The 16,919-nt window shown below is 38.9% G+C and carries 17 protein-coding genes and 1 pseudogene; 1 reads left to right on the top strand and 17 read right to left on the bottom strand.

Annotation, left to right across the window (positions count from 1 at the left end; all coding sequences use genetic code 11):
- Positions 1–208: 208 nt before the first annotated feature.
- The 4 genes from panD to K5677_RS09900 all read right to left on the bottom strand — a co-directional run bounded on the left by panD (position 209) and on the right by K5677_RS09900 (position 3,255).
- Entirely contained in the window at positions 209–592 is a 384-nt protein-coding gene (gene panD / locus K5677_RS09915) for an aspartate 1-decarboxylase (protein ID WP_296727455.1), read from the bottom strand.
- Positions 593–602: 10 nt separating this feature from the next.
- Positions 603–1,451, bottom strand: coding sequence for a pantoate--beta-alanine ligase (gene panC / locus K5677_RS09910; RefSeq protein ID WP_296727450.1), 849 nt, complete (start codon positions 1,449–1,451; stop codon positions 603–605).
- Between the two features lies 1 nt (position 1,452).
- Positions 1,453–2,292, bottom strand: coding sequence for a 3-methyl-2-oxobutanoate hydroxymethyltransferase (gene panB, locus K5677_RS09905; RefSeq protein WP_296727449.1), 840 nt, complete (start codon positions 2,290–2,292; stop codon positions 1,453–1,455).
- A 114-nt stretch (positions 2,293–2,406) separates the two neighbouring features.
- Positions 2,407–3,255: a Rossmann-like and DUF2520 domain-containing protein gene (locus K5677_RS09900; protein ID WP_296727447.1), complete on the bottom strand. Its 849-nt coding sequence runs from the start codon at positions 3,253–3,255 to the stop codon at positions 2,407–2,409.
- Between the two features lie 239 nt (positions 3,256–3,494).
- Here K5677_RS09900 and K5677_RS09895 point away from each other — a divergent pair.
- Positions 3,495–3,593, top strand: a pseudogene (locus K5677_RS09895) (AbrB/MazE/SpoVT family DNA-binding domain-containing protein); the annotation flags it as partial.
- A gap of 208 nt (positions 3,594–3,801) precedes the next feature.
- Here the strand turns inward: K5677_RS09895 and K5677_RS09890 are convergent.
- From K5677_RS09890 to K5677_RS09830, 13 genes are all read right to left on the bottom strand, one after another.
- On the bottom strand, positions 3,802–4,833 hold the full coding sequence (locus K5677_RS09890) for an acyltransferase (RefSeq protein WP_296727445.1): 1,032 nt from the start codon (positions 4,831–4,833) through the stop codon (positions 3,802–3,804).
- A gap of 78 nt (positions 4,834–4,911) precedes the next feature.
- A complete protein-coding gene (galE, locus tag K5677_RS09885) occupies positions 4,912–5,940 on the bottom strand; it encodes a UDP-glucose 4-epimerase GalE (protein WP_296727443.1) in 1,029 nt (342 codons plus the stop codon).
- 70 nt (positions 5,941–6,010) lie between these two features.
- Positions 6,011–7,849 carry a glutamine--fructose-6-phosphate transaminase (isomerizing) gene (gene glmS, locus K5677_RS09880; RefSeq protein ID WP_296727440.1) on the bottom strand — a complete coding sequence of 613 codons (1,839 nt, stop codon included), beginning with the start codon at positions 7,847–7,849 and terminating at the stop codon, positions 6,011–6,013.
- A 229-nt stretch (positions 7,850–8,078) separates the two neighbouring features.
- Positions 8,079–8,519 carry a YhcH/YjgK/YiaL family protein gene (locus K5677_RS09875; protein ID WP_296727437.1) on the bottom strand — a complete coding sequence of 147 codons (441 nt, stop codon included), beginning with the start codon at positions 8,517–8,519 and terminating at the stop codon, positions 8,079–8,081.
- A 63-nt stretch (positions 8,520–8,582) separates the two neighbouring features.
- On the bottom strand, positions 8,583–9,347 hold the full coding sequence (locus tag K5677_RS09870) for an acylneuraminate cytidylyltransferase family protein (RefSeq protein WP_296727434.1): 765 nt from the start codon (positions 9,345–9,347) through the stop codon (positions 8,583–8,585).
- Complete coding sequence (locus K5677_RS09865) at positions 9,347–10,267, bottom strand: Gfo/Idh/MocA family oxidoreductase (RefSeq protein ID WP_296727432.1); 921 nt, start codon at positions 10,265–10,267, stop codon at positions 9,347–9,349. The genes K5677_RS09870 and K5677_RS09865 overlap by 1 nt, the downstream gene beginning before the upstream one ends.
- 1 nt (position 10,268) lies before the next feature.
- Entirely contained in the window at positions 10,269–11,243 is a 975-nt protein-coding gene (locus K5677_RS09860; protein WP_296727429.1) for a Gfo/Idh/MocA family oxidoreductase, read from the bottom strand.
- 9 nt (positions 11,244–11,252) lie between these two features.
- The gene (locus tag K5677_RS09855) at positions 11,253–11,855 is read right to left on the bottom strand and encodes a transferase (RefSeq protein ID WP_296727426.1); all 603 of its coding nucleotides are present in this window, start codon (positions 11,853–11,855) and stop codon (positions 11,253–11,255) included.
- Complete coding sequence (neuC, locus tag K5677_RS09850) at positions 11,845–13,008, bottom strand: UDP-N-acetylglucosamine 2-epimerase (protein ID WP_296727422.1); 1,164 nt, start codon at positions 13,006–13,008, stop codon at positions 11,845–11,847. Before neuC ends, K5677_RS09855 begins: the two co-directional genes overlap by 11 nt.
- Positions 13,005–14,000, bottom strand: a complete 996-nt coding sequence (gene neuB, locus K5677_RS09845; protein ID WP_296727418.1) for an N-acetylneuraminate synthase — start codon at positions 13,998–14,000, stop codon at positions 13,005–13,007. Before neuB ends, neuC begins: the two co-directional genes overlap by 4 nt.
- A gap of 17 nt (positions 14,001–14,017) precedes the next feature.
- Positions 14,018–14,644: an acetyltransferase gene (locus K5677_RS09840; protein WP_296727415.1), complete on the bottom strand. Its 627-nt coding sequence runs from the start codon at positions 14,642–14,644 to the stop codon at positions 14,018–14,020.
- A gap of 12 nt (positions 14,645–14,656) precedes the next feature.
- Positions 14,657–15,730: a nucleotidyltransferase family protein gene (locus K5677_RS09835; protein WP_296727410.1), complete on the bottom strand. Its 1,074-nt coding sequence runs from the start codon at positions 15,728–15,730 to the stop codon at positions 14,657–14,659.
- Complete coding sequence (locus tag K5677_RS09830) at positions 15,717–16,907, bottom strand: LegC family aminotransferase (protein ID WP_296727408.1); 1,191 nt, start codon at positions 16,905–16,907, stop codon at positions 15,717–15,719. The genes K5677_RS09835 and K5677_RS09830 overlap by 14 nt, the downstream gene beginning before the upstream one ends.
- Positions 16,908–16,919 lie beyond the last annotated feature (12 nt).

Below are 16,919 nucleotides of genomic sequence, written 5' to 3'. Positions count from 1 at the left end.
CAGGCTAACGGTATGGACGTTGAAAAGTATCTGACCGACCTGTTTTCAAATCCGGCAGGTACGATACTTCTGCCATGGAATAATTGATAAAGTTTTTCCTCGCCATCGGCGAGGATATTTTTATATCTTATGGAACGCGGTTTATTTTACGCTTACGACACACTGGCTCTGCCTGTTATCTTTTATATCTTGCTGTCAAATGATGAATTTACCTGAGCTCGCCGTGCTTTTCGTAATCAGCTACCCTTACAATTTCATTCTTATCGCCGACAAAAACTACCTTTGGACGATGCTGTTTTATCTCATCTGGAGTCATATTCGCATATGCCATTATAATAACATGATCGCCTTTCTGTCCCGAACGTGCAGCAGCTCCGTTAAGGCATATAACTCCGCTTCCGCGTTCACCTGCGATAACATAGGTCTCGATACGGCTTCCGCTGTTTACATTGGATATATGTACGCGCTCATATTCATAAAGCCCTGCGGCTTCCATAAGCTCCTCGTCGATAGTGACACTGCCCACATAGTTGAGCTCCGCCTGAGTTATAACGGCACGGTGTATCTTGCTTTTAAGAATAGATATTTCCATAGCAGCCTCCTTATACGTCCTCTGTAAAGAAGTTGTCGATAAGGCGGGTTTTGCCGATATATACAGCCATTGCGCAAAGTGCAGGGCGGTCAATAGTTTTTATCTGCTGCATAGTTGCACAGTCAACTATCTTGACGTAATCTATCCTTGCAAGGGGCTCAGCTTCTATGAGCTTTTTCATCTCGCCGATGATAGCAGAGCAGTCGCTCTCGCCTTTTCTGACCATATCCATTCCGAGAAATACAGCCTTTGAGAGTACAAGGGCAGCTTTTCTTTCATCACTATTCAGATAAGTGTTGCGTGAGCTTTTGGCAAGTCCGTCAGCTTCACGGACAATAGGACAGCCGATTATCTCAATATCCATATTGAGGTCATCCACCATGTGGCGGATAACAGCAAGCTGCTGAGCGTCCTTCTTGCCGAAGTATGCACGGTCAGGCTTTACGATATTGAAAAGCTTTGATACTACGGTGCATACGCCGCGGAAATGTACAGGACGGCTGAGTCCGCAGAGCTCCTGTGTGAGAACTGTCATATCCACAAAGGACGAAAATCCCTCATGGTACATCTCTGACGGCTCTGGATTGAAGATAATATCGCCGCCGTGTTCTTCGACCAGCTTTGCATCACGCTCTATATCACGAGGATAGCTTTCAAGGTCCTCAGTTGGTCCGAACTGCATGGGATTAACGAAATCAGACACAACAGTCCTGTCGTTATCACGGTGAGAAGCGTCGATAAGGCTTGCGTGTCCCTCATGGAGATACCCCATTGTAGGAACGAGACCAACCGTAAGTCCCTGTGCTCTCCATTCCTTAACCTGTGCGCGAACTTCATCAATAGTCTTTACAACTCTCATTTCACTTTTCCTCCCTCATAAGCTGTTCGATAACATCATCTTCGATAGCGTAGGTATGCTCCTCAGCAGGAAATGCACCATCTTTGGTCTCATTGATATAATCAGTGATACCCTGACGCATTACCGTACCCACATCTGCAAAACGCTTAACGAATTTAGGCGTATGACCTGTGGTAAGCCCCAGCATATCCTGATATACCAGTACCTGTCCGTCGCAGCCTTTTCCTGCGCCGATACCGATAGTCGGGATAAAAAGCTTCTTTGTAATGATGTCCGCAAGCCTTGCGGGAATACCCTCCAGCACAACTGCACAAGCGCCAGCCTCCTGTATCTTCAATGCGTCCACGATAAGCTTCTTAGCCTTGTCAAGGCTCTTGCCCTGCACCTTGAAGCCGCCGAATGCGTTTACCGACTGTGGAGTAAGTCCCAGGTGTGCGACAACAGGAATAGACGCATTTACGATAGCTCTTATCTGCTCGCAGACCTCTGCGCCGCCCTCAAGCTTTACAGCATTAGCGCCGCCCTCTTTAATGAGTCTGCCTGCGTTGATAACAGCGTCCTGTACGCTGACCTGATAGGACATGAAAGGCATATCTGCAACTATAAAAGCATTCTCTGCGCCTCTTGAAACTGCGGCGGTATGATGTATCATATCCTCCATAGTAACAGGAAGCGTGTTCTCATAGCCAAGCATGACCATTCCCAGTGAATCACCGATAAGAATAGCATTCACACCGCACTCATCAATGATCTTTGCCGTCGTGTAGTCGTAAGCAGTAAGCATCGTGATCTTGTCACCTGATTGCTTCTGCTTCAGAAGGGTTGAAACAGTGTTCTTCATATTCATTTTTCTCCTTGTTAGATGTTACCTTTCCGCAAAACGGATAAGATACAAGAATAGTATAACACACGAATATGAACAAATCATGAACAATAGCTTTTGTATTGGTTACAATTACCTAAGAATCGATTTCATTTCTGTATAATCTGACTCCGGGTGGCGCTTCTGCGCCATTTCTGTAAGCTTTTTTGTGACAGCTCTGTATATTTCAGAGTTGTTCTCACCGCTTATGCAGGAAATATGTTTCTTTACCGTAGAAACGTCATTACGCTCAACAGGTCCTGTCAGCGCGTCTGTAGGTCCAACTGCAAAGATACGCCGTATATTGCTCATTGCAAGAGGCTCAAGAGCAGAAAGAGCTTCATCTGCTGTGAAACCGCACTGTTCAAGGAGCTCAGCGCTCTCCTCCACAAGACCGCATACAAGGTTGCTTGCTATACAGCAGGCAGCATGGTAGCGTTTCTTGATATTACTGTCAATTATGCGGGTTGTGTTGCCAAAAGACGAAAAAATATCATTCCACTCCTCAGCGCAGTCCCCCTCTATACAAAAAAAGGAGTTTTTCAGCTCCTTGTAAGAATCTTTTTTGCTGTTTACAGGAAAAAGAGGGTGTATTGAAGTCCCCTTTGCACCATACTCAGCTATATCGGGAAATGCCTCCTCAGCAGACATCGCTCCGCTGCAATGGCACAGCTGCTTACCCAAAAGAAGTGCCTTTGGAAGTGAGAGATAAGTTTCTTTTATAGCGCCGTCGGTGACCGTAAGAAAAACAGCATCACTTGCAGAAATGAGCTCTTCCACAGACTGAAAAAGCTTTGAATCCGTGAAATTGGCTGCTTCACGGGCTGAGCTCTCCGAGCGGCTGTAATATCCCGATATTTCCAATCCGTTTTCTGCGAAGTATTTCCCAAGCGAAAAGCCTACCTTGCCTGCACCTATAAATCCGATCTTCATATTATTCACCTCATAGCTTGTTTATTTATAGCTTTCACTTTCTCCCACGAACATGGTTCATGACAATAACCGCCTTACGACGGTTATTGAGTTCACATTAATTATATCACTTGTCATCGAAATTATCAATCTGAACATAGGTAAGCAAGCACTTATGGCAGAGCTTTAGCATAATTTCAAATAATTTGCAAATACTATCCATGCAGCCTACAACTGCCAAAAATTGCAGAATCAAGGAGAATTGACCTATGAAAGCAACAGGTATCGTCAGACGAATAGATGACCTCGGTCGAGTCGTCATTCCAAAAGAGATACGCAGAACTATGCGTATACGTGAGGGTGACCCCTCACTGACATCATTGACACATGAGCTCCTGTTCTGCACTGCCATGAAAAATTTAAATGACAGGTTACATATATCGAAGAAATAATAACATCAAAATAAGCTCTTACATTTATCAGGGATTATATCAAATTATCGAACTAACTCCTGATTTCTTTCCTTATTCTGTTAGCTTAATGCCATTAGGTCAATTGTCATGGTATTATATAGTTTCAATTGCTTTGCACTGAACGCTGTTTTTTATTCATAACTCCGTGCTCTAAATATGACACTGCAAAACTAAGTATAAATGCAAGCGTCACAGCAATAGCAATTATCATAAGCTTTACAGCCGCCCCACTGTTATTTCCCCATTCCATTTTGCTTATAGTATTTTTGATAAATACGTGTATTAAATACAGTTCCAATGATATTGCTCCAACTTTCGCCAAAAGATTATTAATCTTTTCGAGTTTGAATCTTTCTAAAACTGCCGGAATTATAAGGCAAAGCAAAACAGCAGCTCCACCGCTGCCAATACGATACAGCATTACTGAAAGATCATGCGCCTTAGACTGAAAAACAATACCAATAAGCATCATCACAAGCATGATAAGCATATAAAGACTAACTATAATGTTTATTGTACGTTTTTTCTCAGCATAGCCAAAAACAGCTTCACCGAACATAGAACCTATAAGGAATATCGGTATACGGGTAACTGCAATCTCGATTTTATTATAATAAGAAGGAAAACATACAAATAAAACAACTATTGCTGAATATACCACTGCCATTACTGCTAACAACATATATGTATTCTTTTTTTGCAGATTGTATATCAAAGGATAGAAAAAATACAGAACGACTATCAAAGAAACATACCATACCACCCTTATGCCATGTGTCCAAAGTGAAATGCCTGTCCAGTTCAGTAAGAACATACCAAATGAATCACCGTTGATAACCATTCCTAATATCAACCAGTATGGCAGAGAGATAAATAATGTCGGAAGAATAACCCTCTTGATTCTTTTTAGATAAAAATCTTTTGGTCTGTTGTTTTTTGACATTGAAAAAAACAACCCCATTCCTGATACGAAAAGGAAAACATCAGTACCGATATTGCCTCTTTTTATAATTGTTTCCACAGCTGATGGCAATAAGTGAGGATACAATTCTACAAAATAATGCATGATAACTATTATGATAGCAGCTACCCCCATTATACTGTTTCTATACTTTGAAATTAATACATATTTCATAAAAACTCCTTCAATATCCTGACTGTGTCAATAACTCTTTAGTTATTCATACATTACTTACATTATACTGTATCAGTATTACTTCGCCTTATTATAGCCGTTAGGATTGTTCTTCTGCCAGTTCCATGAATCACGGCACATATCTTCCAGAGACTTCTCGGTCTTCCAGCCAAGAACCTTTAATGCCTTGTCAGCATTAGCATAGCATTCAGCAAGATCGCCCGCACGTCTTGGTCCGTATACATGGTTTACCTTGATATTGTTTACCTTCTCAAAGGTGTCAACTATCTCGGTTACGCTGTATGGAGTACCTGTTCCGAGATTGAATATCTCGCAGCACTTGTCGTTCTTGAGAATATAGTCGATAGCCTTAACGTGTCCCTTTGCAAGATCAACAACATGGATATAGTCACGGGTGCAGGTACCATCAGCTGTTGGGTAATCGTTGCCGAAAATAGTAAGGCACTCGCGCTTTCCTACTGCCACCTGTGATACATAAGGCATGAGGTTATTCGGGATTCCCTGTGGATCCTCGCCTATCATACCGGACTCATGAGCTCCGATAGGATTGAAGTAACGGAGAAGTATTACGGACAGCTTCTCGTCAGCCTTTGCAGCATCCTCGAATATCTGCTCCATCATGGACTTGGTCCAGCCGTAGGGATTGGTACAAGCTCCGCGAGGCATTGTCTCAAAATATGGAACAGGGTTAGCTTCACCATATACAGTTGCAGATGAACTGAATATGATGTTATTTACGTTGAACTCCTTCATTGTTTCAAGAAGTGCAAGTGTAGTATCAATGTTGTTGCGATAGTACATAATAGGCTTCTGTACAGACTCGCCTACTGCTTTAAGTCCTGCAAAGTGGATAACAGCGTCTATCTTGTTTTCCTTAAAGACCTCTGCAAGCTTTGCGTTATCCTTGATGTCCAGCTCATAAAGCTTAACCGACTTGCCTGTTATCTTTTCAACTCTCTTGATTGATTCGGGACAGCTGTTTGAGTAGTTGTCTGCAACTACTACATCATAGCCTGCATTTAAAAGTTCAACTGCTGTGTGGGAACCTATGTAGCCTGCTCCGCCTGCGAGTAAAATTGTAGCCATTTTATTACCTCTTTCCTCTTTTAAAAGATGTTTTATACGTCAAAGCTGTCCATAAGGACAGCTTTGATTCTTATTCAACCGTAACACTCTTAGCCAGATTTCTCGGCTTGTCCACATCAAAACCCTTGCCGATAGAAACATAGTAACCAAGAAGCTGGAGCGGTACTACCGACAGACTTCCTGCAAACAGCGGATCGATCTTCGGAACATATGATACAAACTCAGCAGTATCTTCGATAAAATAATTTCCTGCTGTTGTAACAGCCATGAGATGAGCTCCTCGGCTCTTTACCTCTACCATATTGCTGATAGTCTTTTCAGTAAGATTCTCCTGAGTTACAACGCTGATAACTATTGTACCGTCCTCAATAAGACTGATAGGACCATGCTTGAGTTCGCCAGCAGCATAAGCCTCAGAATGGATATAGCTTATCTCCTTGAGCTTGAGGCTGCCCTCCATGCCGATAGCATAGTCGATACCACGACCAATAAAGAAAGCATCCTTGATATTGATAAGCTTGTTAGCGAACCACTGGATACGCTCCTTATCCTGTAATATCTTCTCAACCTTTTCGGGAATAGTGTTTATCTCAGCGAGCAGAGTCTTATAGCGCTTTTCCTCTATCTCATTTCTTGCCTTAGCGAACTGAAGTGCAAGAAGGTACCCTGCAATAAGCTGTGTGCTGTATGCCTTTGTTGTTGCAACTGATATCTCAGGACCTGCAAGAGTATAGAACACATTGTCTGCCTCTCTTGCAATAGATGAGCCGACAACATTTACAATAGCGAGAGTCTTTACCCCCTGCTCCTTTGCTTCACGCAGAGCGGCAAGTGTATCAGCCGTCTCACCGGACTGGCTTATTACGATAACAAGGCTGTTCTTGTTGAGCTTCATCTTTCTGTAACGGAACTCAGAAGCAAGCTCTACTCTAACCTGTAAGCTTGTGAGCTCCTCGATAACATACTGAGCAGCTACACCAACGTGGTAAGCACTGCCGCAGGCAACAATGTATATCTGCTGTATCTGCTGCATTTCCTCGTCAGTAAGGTTTACACTGTCGAAATGAACCTTGCCGTTAGTTACAACAGAATTGATAGTATCTTTGATGACCTTAGGCTGCTCGTGGATCTCCTTCATCATGAAATGCTCATATCCGCCCTTTTCAGCAGACTCTGCATCCCACTTGATCTCAGTAAGCTCCTTTGTTATCTCCTCGCGGTCAATATTATAGAAAGTTACTTTGCCCTTTTCAAGACGCGCAATCTCCATATTGCCAATGTAATAAACATTGCGTGTGTACTTGAGAATTGCAGGAACGTCTGAAGCAACATATGTTTCGCCGTCTGCAATACCGATTATCATAGGACTATCCTTACGGGCTGTATAGATCTCTCCTGCATAGTCCTTGAACATTACGCAGAGTGCATACGAGCCGCGGATACGCGTCATTGCACGGGCGATTGCGTCTACGGGACCTTCGCTATATTTCTTGTAGTAATAGTCAACGAGCTTGACAGCTACCTCTGTATCTGTCTGTGAATTGAACTCATAACCTGACTTTACAAGCTTTTCTTTGAGCTCCTGATAGTTCTCAATGATACCATTGTGAACAGCGATGACGTTCTCATCATCACTTGCATGAGGATGAGCGTTCAGCGCAGAAGGCTCGCCGTGTGTAGCCCAACGAGTATGACCGATACCGCAGCAGCCTTTTACAGCTTTGCCGTTGTCCGTCTTATCAGCAAGCTTTTTAAGCTTGCCTTTTTCTTTTATTATCTCGGTATCCTTATCACCTAAACGAACTGCGATACCTGCTGAGTCATAACCTCTGTATTCAAGCTTTGAAAGTCCGTCAAGCAGTATGGGTGCTGCCTGTCTCTTGCCTGTAAATCCAACTATTCCGCACATAATTTATTTCCTTTCCAAAACGCCACAAAAACAAGATTTATTATCCGTGCTTAATCCTTTTAACTTCCCAGTATAATTATAGCAAGGCATTTATGTTACTATATATCTTTTCCTTCTGCAATCCAAATCAATACTGTTAACATAATTCCTTTAATAATTAAATTTAGACTATAATAATATCGTTTATAAAAAACAATGCGTTTTATACACAAATCATTTCTTCAATAGATCAATCTATTCTAATTTTCAATACTACCTTTTTAATTTTCATTTCATTGTTAACTATTAAACCAGGCATATGAGCATGTTCAGGATATAAGACAACATAACTACCACTTCCAAGAACCATTTCCATCACATTCAATGTAATTTCGGAAGCCGTCCATAAAGCCGCATCAGAATCCTCATCATAAGCTGAATCGAGAGTAAGGTTATCACAGGAACTTACTTTGATTTTTTCTATACCGTTTATCATAAAATGAACATCGATATACTTTTTATGAGTCTCATACTTTGAATTTTCTTCTTTTCTGGTAATATACTCCTGAACCGTGAAATACGAGTATCTATCAATAATATATTTCCCAATTGATATATTTGTTAAGTCTTGTTTTTTTACAAATTCTATAGCATTATTAATTTTCCGAATTAATTCTTGATTTTCACTCATAAACTCACTTCTTTTCAAGCTGATATTTATTTTATTTTTTAATTTAATAAGCAACAGCAATAATCAGCTAAGTCTCTTTGCTGTTTCATAAATATTATTAAGCTGATCGTCTAACTTACAATAATATGAATGCAGCATCTGCATCATCTCAAAATCATCTTCTGAATCAATATCCAACACTAAGAAATCAGGCATTTCTATAATTCCACAATTGTAATCAAGAATAGTTTTGCTGATTTGTGAACTTAAGAAATTGGGATTATACGCATAAATACTTGCATTCATCTCATAGGACTGAGGTGCTTGCTGTCGCGCAGTATAATTTGATTCACAAATCTTTCTGAAATATCCATTATTTTTCTTTTCAACCATATTAAAATACGGACTTCTTCTTGCTTTAACAACACTGAAAACAATGTCATATTCCTTCTTGTTAAACTCGGATACAATATTCTCTATATCTTTTAATCGTCTATATGGTGATGTAATATCCAAGTCAATAATCACATCAAATCTTTTTTCTTTTGACAGGGAAAGAAATGTGTCTTTTATAACATCCACCTTAGGTGCAGTATCTCCTGCAAGGCTTTCTTTTCTTTCAACAAAAACTATATTGCTTACAGTCTTTTGTTTCTTTATGCATTCAACCAGTTCATAGCTGTCGGTATTAACTGCAACGGTAACATTGTTTTCGGAATGTACATCTGTATATGCCTTTATTGAAGCCAATGTATAATAAACAAGCGGAACACCATTCATTTCCTTTAGATTCTTATTCTTGAACCCCTTAGAGCCTGCACGTCCGCAGATAGTAAATAATATGTTCATCAATAGCCCCTCGTTATCTTTAGTATTCTGCAAGCTTCATCCAAATTATTGTCACAAATCATTTTTCCACTAATAATATCAATAAAATGCTGAAGCTCGCGTATTTGAAATTCATTTCTTTCCTGAGAAAGATCAATTATTTTTCCTGCTTTTAAAAATTGTATTTGCTGATTAACAAGATCCGCGATGATCGTATCATCTTTCATATACAATTCAACCTTACGAATTGTCTGTCTGCCAAAATAGTCAAGATGCAACTCTACAATCTTATCTGAATATTCAGCAATATACACTGCAATATCATCAGAATCTATCTCCAGATCTGATTTCCTGCTTATTATGCTTTTTACGCATTCCGGCGCTCCAATAAGATAATGAATGTAATCCCATTCATGGATCAAATCTATTGAAACACCGCCTCCCAGCTCCTTATGAGCACTGTAGGTATTCCTGTAATCCGTGCCTGGACGCCAATCCGGAAGATAACTTGAAGAAATGCAGCGCATTGAATATACTTTTGAGAAATCAATATTTTCTTTCAGATACTGAATAACATTGGTATATCTCAACGGGCAAGCAACATAAAACACTTTACCGGAGTTGATAAATCCGCTGATATCTTCTTCTCCTGTTTCAAAAACAGGCTTTTCGATGAAAAAATTATCACTTTTATCTATGCATTTCTTGAGCGTTTCATAGTGCTTACTGGTAGGATTTGTTATAAATACAGCATCATATTTTTCTCTGAGCTCATCATACGAAAAATATACATTTGATAAATTACGTAAAAATTCATCATCAAGTTTGTTTCCATTGCCACTACGCAATACATCAATGCTTATCTCAGTGTCAAGAATTTTTTTCAGGTTAAGTATATGCCTGCGTGCTATTGAACCCAACCCAATAAAGCAAACTTTCATATTATCTTCCTTCAATCTGATCAATTATTGATAAGGTATACTTGTCCTTTTCAATTGAATATTTAGGCTCTGTCCCATTAAAAACAGCACTCAGGAAATCATTTATCTCATCAGTATACTGATTTTCAATGATATTATCCGCATAGCCGTCAGTATGTTCTACATTATCATATACAGATATCTTTTTCATTTCCTTTTTCTCAATATCATATACTTCAAGATCATCGTTGTGACCATGCCAGAATAAATGTAATTCTTCACCAACAATCTCAAGGCTGGTTATTGCCTTACGAGAAACAGTATCAGCTAAAAAGACACCTATATTACCGTTTTCATGTCTCATATCAGCGATAATGCTGTCATTAAATTCGATATCAAGCCCTGTACATCTCTGTGCATTTGATGTAACGCTGCTCACTTTTCCGAATGTATTTATTACCCAGGGAAGCTGAATAGCAAATATTTCCCTAACACCATTGGTCTCTTTTTTTCCGATAAAGAAGTCCTTATAGCTTTCCCAAGGATGCCAGTCCGGAAGATACTGCCCTATATGATAGATATACGTTAACGGCTTAGTGGTTTTCTTAACATATTCGTCTATCTTTTCAATCATTTTGTTATAAAGCATCGTACTTGACATGAAAACAACACGCTTTTTTTCATTTGCAGTCGAAATAATCCTGTCATAATCGTTATCAACAAGATTAAGCTCAGTAAAAACATGAATATTGTTTTCAAGAAGCTTGATGATTATTTCTGCATGATGTCCAGGAGATGTACATACGAAAGCAATATCAGGCTTTTCCTCCATCGCCTTCTGAAGATCAACAAACGGTTTTATACCTGCCTCTTCAGCCTGCTTGACTCTTTCGGGATTACTGTCAACAGTTATGATATCAACATCATTTACAAGTTTTTGCAGGAGCCTAATCCTTCTTCTTCCCATTGAACCATAACCTACGATCAATGCTTTCATAAACACACCTCAGTCTTTTCTTTGTTTTATTATTAAATTCGGACTCTGTCCAAAAACAATGCTATTATCGGGGATTGTTTCATTTTTTATGTAAGTATTTGCCGCAATCAGTACATTATCTCCGATAACACTGTTCCCTATTATCTTTGAATCTGAATACATGATAACATTATTGCCTATGACAGGATATTGCAGAACGCCATTGTTATAATTACCTCCGACCGTACAGCCCTGATAGAAGAAAAAATGGTTGCCGTACTTTGCTCTGCCCATGACAGTTCCGAGCGGATGCTCACACGACCATTCCTCTGGCAATTCTATAGCATAAAAGAGGTCAACAGAATTGAGCATTTTATTCAAATAATACACTTTGTCAGCCGCTCCGCTGTGAATTTGATACAATTCTCTGCTGAGCCAATACAAATAATTACAGTTTATCACACTATTAAAAGGACTGAGATCAGCCCTCAGATACTTATTATTAAACCCTGACAATGCTTTTTTTGCTTTTTTCTCAGCTATATCACTTACTGATATAATTTCTTTTTCTTCATACTCAGTAAGTGCAAAAATATTTTTTAGCTGATGGATTGCCATTTCCTCAATTCTCAAAATCATCACCCTTTATATCATAAAACCTTTTCTTAAGATTAACTTTATCATTCATTAATACATCTTTTATGATTTTTACAATCTTTTCTGATGTATTACCATCACCATACATCAGGGTTGAAGTATGCTCCATTGATTCAGCATTATGTATTGCCTCAACAATATCTTTGCAGTCAGGCTCACAGTTGATTATAGTTTCAGCCATTAGCCTGCCTTTCTGGCGATCACCGATATTTACTGTAGGAGCTCCCAGAACAGGAGCTTCTATGATACCGCTCGAAGAATTACCAAGTACAAATCTGCAATACTTGACTGCACTTAGGTACCTTGTCATTCCCAGAGAAGAAACAAGCCGGACATTCTCATGCCTGTCAGCAAATTCGCCGATGAGCTTGTTAACCATATCTCCGCCAGCATCGGCATTTGCCATTGTAATGAGATAATAATAAGCACTACACTCCTCCATTGCTTTGCACAATTCAAGTGTCTGCTGCTTTGCAGAATCAGCTTCAAGAGTAACAGGATGAAAAGTAACAACAGAGTATGGTATGTTTTCGGGAATACCGACCTCTAATCTGATATCACTTTCATTCAGCAGCGGAGCTTTTAATATATTTTCGGTACTCAATGCACCTACAAAAAATACTCTTTCAGGTGATTCCCCGAGTTGGATAACTCTGTTTCGATATGCCTCTGTTGAAGTAAAATGCAGATAACTCATCTTTGACAAAGCATGACGAACACAGTCATCAACAGCACCTTCTGTAACCTCACCACCATGTAAATGAGCGATAGGAATACGTTCATTCATTGCCGCAGCTGCAATTCCAAGCATCTCGGTTCTGTCTCCGAGAAGGACAACCATATCAGGTTTGTCATCTCTAAAGCATTCAGCAAATCCTGTAATTGCATTCGCCATAGTTATCGAAATATCAAATGGAGTATTTCCGTCCTCTAAGATCGGTATCTCATGAGATATATGGAAACCGTCTATCTCAATAAATTTCTTGGTATAGCCATGCTTTTCAGACAAATGAGTACCTGTAACTATAAGATCAAGTTCAAGTTCGTTATCATCATCTATAGCTTTTATAAGCGGAGTAAGAATACCATACTCTGCTCTTGTAGCTGTAACAACAGCGATTTTTTTCATATTTCTATCAACTCATCTTCCGAAAAATCACGTTTTGCAGTCTGACCTATGACATCATTCCATTTCATAGGTGAAATACCATTGCCTGGTCGTTTAGTTGTCAGATTATCAGCTGTAAATTTATCTCCTACCTTGATGTCTTTAAGAGCAACGATGCTCTTTCTTGCAACAAGACGGTTTTTCATTTCTATATCAGAAGGCTTCTTATCGCCGTTACCGAGAGCCTTCTCAATATTCCTTATTCCTTCTACCATTGCTTTAAGCTCTGAAGGTTCGAGGCTTGCCTTATGATCGGGGCCTTCCATATTTCTGTCAAGAGTAAAGTGTTTTTCTATCACTTCAGCTCCGAGAGCAACAGCAGCAATAGGCACTTCTATGCCTTTTGTATGATCCGAATATCCAACGGGATATCCAAATTCTTTTTTTAATGTACTCATTACATTAAGATTGACTTCATCAAAAGGAGCAGGATATTCAGTTGTACAATGCAGAACAGTTATATCGTTAGTTCCATTGTCTTTTAAAACCTTCAATGCATCTTCAATTTCGTTCATTTCGCACATTCCTGTGGAAATAATTACTCTCTTACCCGTCTTAGCAATCTCGACAAGATATGGATAATTCGTTATTTCACCAGATGGTACTTTCCAGATATCCTGCATTGGATCAAGAAAACGAATACTATCAATGTCAAAAGGTGTAGACAAAAACATTATCCCAACTTCATTACAATACTCAGCTAATTCAACAAAATCATCATAACTAAGTAAAAGCTTACTAAGCATCTCCTTCTGAGACTCTTCTTTACCAATATTTTTTTTCTGATAATCAGCCATCTCAGCGTACTTTGAAACCAATGAATCAAGCTTTGCAGTCTGGAATTTAACAATATCAGCTCCACATTCCTTAGCAGTTCTGACAAGTTTCTTGGCTATCTCAAGACTGCCGTTATGATTAACTCCAGCTTCAGCAATTATTAATGTTTTGCCCAAATCTATCACCTCAAAAACTACTTGACTAATCCAACCTTGGTGGCGTTGTCATTCACATTATCAATTACGGTACTTCCTGCCCCAATAATAACATTATTTCCTATTCTTACGCCTTGTATAACCACAGAGCCTGCGCCTATAAATGTATCATTACCTATTTTCACATTTCCACACAGTTTTGCGCCTACAGAAATATGTGTAAAGTTGCCAACGACACATTCATGCTCAATAACTGAATTGGTATTGATTATAGCTGCATCACCAATAGCTGCATCAGCATTTACAATCGTACATTTACCAATAAATATACCTTTTCCCAATTTAGCATATTCAGAAACAGTTGCTGATTTATCAATTATATTGATCATATTAAAACCAATTGTTTCTGCTTTTTCAAAAAGTATATGTCTTACCTTGGTTGATTTAATACTGCCAACAGTTATAAATGCATCAGTAAATCCAGAAACAAGCAAATCTGAAAGAACATCATCATTACCTGCTACTCTACACCCCATTATTGTAGAATCAACTGGAATATCATTATCAGTAATAACTATCTCATCATACTCATTATTTCTTAATAACGTATCGAGAACTGATTTACAATGTCCTCCACCGCCTATAAGAACTATTTTTTTGCCCATACTTAACTCCGTTTATGATACAGAACCACTATTAATACGATCTTCCATCTTCTTCATCTCTTCAAATTCTCCCATATCAAGGAAAGAATTCTCGCTTATAGGGTACATTCCGACCTTCAAACCATCACTCATAAGCTGATCTGCAAGATGTGTCATGTGATAGAAAGTATCATCAGGTATTTTTTCAATATACTTTGGATCAATAACATACATTCCTGTATTTATAAAATACGAAAGTTGTGGCTTTTCTTCCATTGAAGTAATTACACCATTCTCTGTAGAATGAAGAACACCATAGGGGATAGTAACATTTTTTAGAGAAGACACAATAGTTAATGCGTTTCCTGATTCCTTATGATAATTAAGAACTTTTTCATAATCAGCCTGAATCAATATATCACAGTTAGTAATGATAACAGGTCTGTCAAACTTCTTTTCAATAAGCTTTATACTTCCAGCTGTTCCAAGAGGCTTATTCTCCTCAACATATGTAATGTTGTAATCCGGAGCAAGCTCTTTGAAATACGATTTTATCATTTCTTTTTTATAATTGACAGTCAGATAGAAATCATCTGCTCCACAATTATAGAAACGATTAATGATTCTTTCAAGAATCGGAATATCTCCAATTGGGATAAGAGGCTTTGGAAGTATCTTTGTATAAGGATAAAGCCTTGTTCCCTTTCCGCCTGCCATAATGATTACCGGTGTTCCATTAAGTCCATCAGTGTTTTCGTTTGCAGATTCTTTATCACTTTCAAAGAGAATATCAACTATTTTCTTTTCAGCATTAACAATCGGAACAGAATCAATATGCTTGTTTTTCATTAACTCGTATCCAGTTTCCTTCTCATTTTCAAGAAGCATTTTGGGATTCTTATTCATCATTTTATCAGCAGCACCATTAAGATCTCCTGTTTTAATTATCCATCTGCGTATATCACCATCAGATAAACTACCGATCAACTTGTCATCATCATTGACAATAAAAAGAATTCCGCGTGTATTATTATCAATAAGCTGCATTGCCTCAACGGCAGTAACATTCTTGGAGGCTACAAATTTAGCTATATCACTTTTTACCATTGTCCAATTCCTCAAATAGTTTCTTTATCTCCGAAGCAACATACTCTATCTCTTCATCAGTAATCTGTGTACTTGAAGGTATATTCAGTATTCTTTCTGCGTAATACGGAGCCTTTTCAAGCTTATATGTTATTTCATTAAGATATGGCTTCTGTTCGTTAATAAGTCCCCAGATAGCTCTGGTCTGGATTCCCTTGTCCTGAAGCTTTGTAATGATTTCTCTCATCTCAACAGTTATACGCTCTCTGTTTATTTCAAGAGAATAAAACCATTTGTTAGATGATGTTCCTTCACGGAATGGAATAAGTTTAGCAAGCTCATAGTTTTCAAAAAGCTTTGCATACTTATCATAATTTACCTGCTTACGGCGAATAAACTCTGGAAGCTCTTCCATCTGAGCTACACCCAAAGCAGCCTGTAAATTTGTCATACGGTAGTTATAGCCAACTTCATCGTGGATATAGTAATGAGGATCTGTCTTAGCCTGTGTTGAAAGGAAACGAATATGGTCAACTGTCTCAGACTTATTTGAAGTAACAGCTCCGCCGCCTCCGGTTGTAATTATCTTGTTTCCATTAAAGGAATATGCACCGAAATCACCAATAGTACCAGCGTATTTGCCTGCAAACTTACCGGAAGTATAGTGTGTTCCAAGCGCTTCTGTTGAATCCTCAACGACCTTAAGTCCATATTTATGAGCGATGTCCATTATAGCTTCCATATCAGCCATATTTCCGAATACATGAACAACAACAATTGCTTTGACCTGACATCCGTTAGCTTTATATGTAAGCTTTCCGTCAGCAAAATCACACTCGTTCTCACAAAACTCGCGAAGCTTTACAGGATCGAGGCAGAAGCTGTCATCACAGTCTATAAATATAGGCTGTGCAAACTGATACTTTACCGGATTTACTGCTGCAATAAAAGTAAGCGGAGGCACGAGAACAATATCTCCAGGCTTAACGCCGCTTTCAACTAAAGAAAGATGAAGCGCTGAAGTACCGCTCTGACAAGCAGATACATTATCCGTATGCAGGAACTTTGCCATTTCTTCTTCAAGCTTAGTTATATATGCACCGCCGGTAGACACCCATCCCTGATCAATTGCATCATCAACATATTTTCTTTCATTTCCCTCAAAATTAGGAATAGACAGAGGTATAAAACGTCCCATAATTATATCCTT

The organism is Ruminococcus sp., from assembly GCF_024684275.1.
The sequence above is the reverse complement of the archived record's forward strand: the minus strand, read 5'-3'. Positions and strand labels throughout refer to the sequence as shown.

What these genes read in the sequence shown, in the direction of transcription:
- neuC (WP_296727422.1), bottom strand. Translation starts at nt 13,008, where the DNA reads ATGAAAAAAATCGCTGTTGTTACAGCTACAAGAGCAGAGTATGGTATT.
- panD (WP_296727455.1), bottom strand. Translation starts at nt 592, where the DNA reads ATGGAAATATCTATTCTTAAAAGCAAGATACACCGTGCCGTTATAACT.
- K5677_RS09860 (WP_296727429.1), bottom strand. Translation starts at nt 11,243, where the DNA reads ATGAAAGCATTGATCGTAGGTTATGGTTCAATGGGAAGAAGAAGGATT.
- panC (WP_296727450.1), bottom strand. Translation starts at nt 1,451, where the DNA reads ATGAGAGTTGTAAAGACTATTGATGAAGTTCGCGCACAGGTTAAGGAA.
- galE (WP_296727443.1), bottom strand. Translation starts at nt 5,940, where the DNA reads ATGGCTACAATTTTACTCGCAGGCGGAGCAGGCTACATAGGTTCCCAC.
- K5677_RS09870 (WP_296727434.1), bottom strand. Translation starts at nt 9,347, where the DNA reads ATGAACATATTATTTACTATCTGCGGACGTGCAGGCTCTAAGGGGTTC.
- K5677_RS09840 (WP_296727415.1), bottom strand. Translation starts at nt 14,644, where the DNA reads ATGGGCAAAAAAATAGTTCTTATAGGCGGTGGAGGACATTGTAAATCA.
- K5677_RS09890 (WP_296727445.1), bottom strand. Translation starts at nt 4,833, where the DNA reads ATGAAATATGTATTAATTTCAAAGTATAGAAACAGTATAATGGGGGTA.
- panB (WP_296727449.1), bottom strand. Translation starts at nt 2,292, where the DNA reads ATGAAGAACACTGTTTCAACCCTTCTGAAGCAGAAGCAATCAGGTGAC.
- K5677_RS09865 (WP_296727432.1), bottom strand. Translation starts at nt 10,267, where the DNA reads ATGAAAGTTTGCTTTATTGGGTTGGGTTCAATAGCACGCAGGCATATA.
- K5677_RS09875 (WP_296727437.1), bottom strand. Translation starts at nt 8,519, where the DNA reads ATGAGTGAAAATCAAGAATTAATTCGGAAAATTAATAATGCTATAGAA.
- glmS (WP_296727440.1), bottom strand. Translation starts at nt 7,849, where the DNA reads ATGTGCGGAATAGTTGGATTTACAGGCAAGAGACAGGCAGCACCCATA.
- K5677_RS09835 (WP_296727410.1), bottom strand. Translation starts at nt 15,730, where the DNA reads ATGGTAAAAAGTGATATAGCTAAATTTGTAGCCTCCAAGAATGTTACT.
- K5677_RS09830 (WP_296727408.1), bottom strand. Translation starts at nt 16,907, where the DNA reads ATGGGACGTTTTATACCTCTGTCTATTCCTAATTTTGAGGGAAATGAA.